A 3431-nucleotide genomic window follows, 5' to 3' on the forward strand; every position below is an offset into this window, starting at 1 on the left:
CCGACGGCTCGCCCGCACCCGGTGCAAATAGCCGTAAATGTAAAGCTTCAGCAGGTCGCCCGGCGCATAGGGCGGCCGACCCAGTTCCTCGGCCGCAGCCTTCGAAAATCCCAACTCCGCAAGAGCCAGCGTATCTACAAACGCATCGATCACCCGAACCGGATCGTCGCGCCCCACCACCTCGTCCAGAACCTCAGGAAAAAGCGTCGTTTGATACCGCGACTGGCCCGTCACATGCGCCATCATAACCTCGAATCAAAGCCCGATCCCGACAACAATAGCCGATCAGGTTTTCACACAGCCTGCTTCGCCAGGACGACGGCGGTGTGAGTGGCCTGCACCGATCTTCCACTGCTATAACGCCCCGAACGCCGCGCGGCCTCACCGACGCGGCGGCCAGGGAGCTGCATCTTGTCCATCACCGATCCGGATCCACCGAAGACCGCCTTTGTGTTTGCCGGCGGCGGCAGTTTTGGCGCGATCCAGGTCGGCATGCTGCACTCGCTGGTCAGCCACGGCATCACGGCGGATATGGTGGTCGGCTCCAGCGTCGGCGCGCTGAACGGCGCCTTCTTTGCCGGCGATCCGACGCTGCCTGGCGTCGAGCGGCTGGCCGAGATCTGGCGTGGCCTGCAGCGGCAGGACGTCTTCCCGGTGAACTGGCGGACGCTGCTCGGCTTCCTGCTGCGGCGGGATTTCCTGATTCCGCACGACGGCATCCGCAAGCTGATCGACGATAACATCCCGTTCCGCAACCTGCAGGACGCCCAATTGCCTGTCCACATCGTCACCACTGACATCATCAGCGGTGACAGCGTGGTGCTGTCGGAAGGCTCGACCGCGGAGGCGATCGTGGCGTCGACGGCGATACCCGGCGCCTTTACACCGGTGCATTACCGCGATCACTACCTCGCCGACGGCGCGATCTCCAGCAACACGCCGGTCCGCGTCGCGGTGAAGAAGGGCGCCAGGCGCCTGATCGTGCTGCCGACCGGGCATGCCTGTGCGAACGAGGCGCCGCCGGTCGGCGCGCTCGCCAACGCGCTGCATGCGCTGACGCTCCTGATTGCCCGCCAGCTCGTCAACGAGCTGGAAAACATCGGTCCCGGCGTCGAGTATTTCGTGGTACCGCCGCTCTGCCCGCTGGTCGGATCGCCCTACGATTTCTCCCGCACCTCGGATCATATCGCCCGCGCCATCGACGCCACCGATGCCTGGCTCGCCGACGATGCGGTAAAGCAGGGCCTCATCCCCCACGAATTGCGGCCGCACGACCATTGATCCCGCGCCTTGGTGCACCGCAATAGCCGCTTTCGAATCAATTGGACCGGTTGTGGCGGGGGCACTGCCCATTCGGGCGGTTGTCACATCTGTGACTGCTCGGCCGTATAACCGTGTAGAATTGGTTCCGCGAGTTGGATTAGGCTCACGCGCAAGCTGGTTCTGCCGATTGGCTGAGGGGTTCTATGGAAACGATGCTGCTTCCGTTCTCGCCGCGCTTCGTCGTGCTGACGATCTGCTCCGTCGTCACCGCGCTGCTGCTGGCAATTGGGATTTTTGACCACAAGATCTTCGACATCATCCTGGTCCCGCTGATCATCTTCGGCGCGCTGACCTTGCTCGGCATCCGCGACCTCACCCAGAAGAGCCATGCGGTGCTGCGCAACTATCCGATCTCGGCGCATATACGCTTCCTGCTCGAGGAAATCCGCCCGGAGATGCGGCAGTATTTCTTCGAGAGCGAGAAGGACGGCATGCCGTTCTCCCGCGACACCCGCGCGCTGGTCTATCAGCGCGCCAAAATGGTGCTCGACAAGCGGCCGTTCGGCACCCAGGAGGACGTCTATCGCGACGGCTATGAATGGATGCACCATTCGATGGCGCCGAAGCCGCATGCCGAGGAGAAATTCCGCATCACCATCGGCGGTCCCGACTGCACCAGGCCGTATTCGGCCTCGGTGTTCAACATCTCGGCGATGAGCTTTGGCGCGCTGAGCCCGAACGCGGTGCGGGCGCTGAACGCCGGCGCCAAGAAGGGCGGCTTCGCCCACGACACCGGCGAGGGCGGCGTCAGCCCCTATCACCGCGAAATGGGTGGTGACATCATCTGGGAGGTCGGCTCCGGCTATTTCGGCTGCCGCAATCGCGACGGCACCTTCAATGCGGATGAATTCGCCCGCGTCGCGGCCGACGACCAGATCAAGATGGTCGAGCTCAAGGTCAGCCAAGGGGCCAAACCCGGGCATGGCGGCGTGCTGCCGGCGGCAAAGGTCTCCGAAGAGATTTCCAGGATCAGGGGCGTGGCCATGGGCGAAGACTGCATCTCGCCGGCCTATCACAAGGCGTTCTCGACCCCGCTGCAGATGATGGAATTCGTCGGCCAGATGCGAAAATTGTCCGGCGGCAAGCCGGCCGGCTTCAAGCTGTGCATCGGCCATCCCTGGGAGTTCCTGGCGATCTGCAAGGCGATGAAGGAGAGCGGGATCTATCCTGATTTCATCGTGGTCGACGGCAATGAAGGCGGCACCGGTGCGGCGCCGCTCGAGTTCATGGACCATCTGGGCATGCCGATGCGCGAGGGCGTCAACTTCGTCCACAATGCGCTGATCGGCATCGGTGCGCGCGATCGCATCAAGATCGGCGCCTCCGGCAAGATCGCGACCGCCTTCGACATGGCGCGCGCGATGGCGATCGGGGCCGACTGGTGCAATTCGGCGCGCGGCTTCATGTTCTCGCTCGGCTGCATCCAGTCGCTGAGCTGCCACACCGATCGCTGCCCGACCGGGGTCACCACCCAGGATCCGTCGCGCAACCGCGCGCTCTACGTCCCTGACAAGATCGAGCGCGTTTACAACTACCATCACTCGACCCTGCATGCGCTCACCGAGCTGCTCGCCGCAGCCGGCCTCGAACACACCCAGGACCTGCGGTCGATCCACTTCTCGCAGCGGACCTCGACCACCGAGGTCTGTTCGTTCGCCGAGCTTTACCCGGCGCTGCGTCCGGGCGAATTGCTCGAAGGCACCCAGGACCGCCGCTTCCGCGAGGCCTGGGCGATGGCGCGCGCGGATACGTTCCAGCCGGCGGGGTAGGAGCATCAACAAACACGGCGTCGTCCCGGCTTTCCAGGCTGTGTGAAAACCTGATCGGCTATTGTTGTCGGGATCGGGCTTTGATTCGAGGTTATGATGGCGCATGTGACGGGCCAGTCGCGGTATCAAACGACGCTTTTTCCTGAGGTTCTGGACGAGGTGGTGGGGCGCGACGATCCGGTTCGGGTGATCGATGCGTTTGTAGATGCGCTGGCTCTTGCGGAGTTGGGATTTTCGAAGGCTGCGGCCGAGGAACTGGGTCGGCCGCCCTATGCGCCGGGCGACCTGCTGAAGCTTTACATTTACGGCTATTTGCACCGGGTGCGGGCGAGCCGTCGG

At 63.7% G+C, this 3431-nt stretch carries 4 protein-coding genes; 3 read left to right on the top strand and 1 reads right to left on the bottom strand.

Annotated elements, in window-relative coordinates; translation table 11 throughout:
• On the bottom strand, positions 1–243 hold a 243-nt coding region (locus UP10_RS22650), incomplete at its 3' end, for a transposase (protein WP_502692175.1).
• A 168-nt stretch (positions 244–411) separates the two neighbouring features.
• On the opposite strand from UP10_RS22650, the gene UP10_RS22655 reads away from it, so the two are divergent.
• The 3 genes from UP10_RS22655 to UP10_RS22665 all read left to right on the top strand — a co-directional run.
• On the top strand, positions 412–1281 hold the full coding sequence (locus UP10_RS22655) for a patatin-like phospholipase family protein (protein ID WP_082077222.1): 870 nt from the start codon (positions 412–414) through the stop codon (positions 1279–1281).
• A gap of 185 nt (positions 1282–1466) precedes the next feature.
• Positions 1467–3092 (top strand): FMN-binding glutamate synthase family protein, encoded by a 1626-nt coding sequence (locus UP10_RS22660; RefSeq protein WP_044589487.1) that lies wholly within the window; start codon positions 1467–1469, stop codon positions 3090–3092.
• Positions 3093–3188: 96 nt separating this feature from the next.
• Positions 3189–3431 (top strand): transposase (locus UP10_RS22665; RefSeq protein ID WP_502692180.1); only part of this gene is annotated, 243 nt, incomplete at its 3' end.

It is taken from the genome of Bradyrhizobium sp. LTSPM299, from assembly GCF_000938235.1.
Taxonomy (GTDB): Bacteria; Pseudomonadota; Alphaproteobacteria; order Rhizobiales; family Xanthobacteraceae; genus Bradyrhizobium.

Coding starts and splice junctions, on each gene's coding strand:
- UP10_RS22660 (WP_044589487.1), top strand. CDS start 1,467: ATGGAAACGATGCTGCTTCCGTTCTCGCCGCGCTTCGTCGTGCTGACG.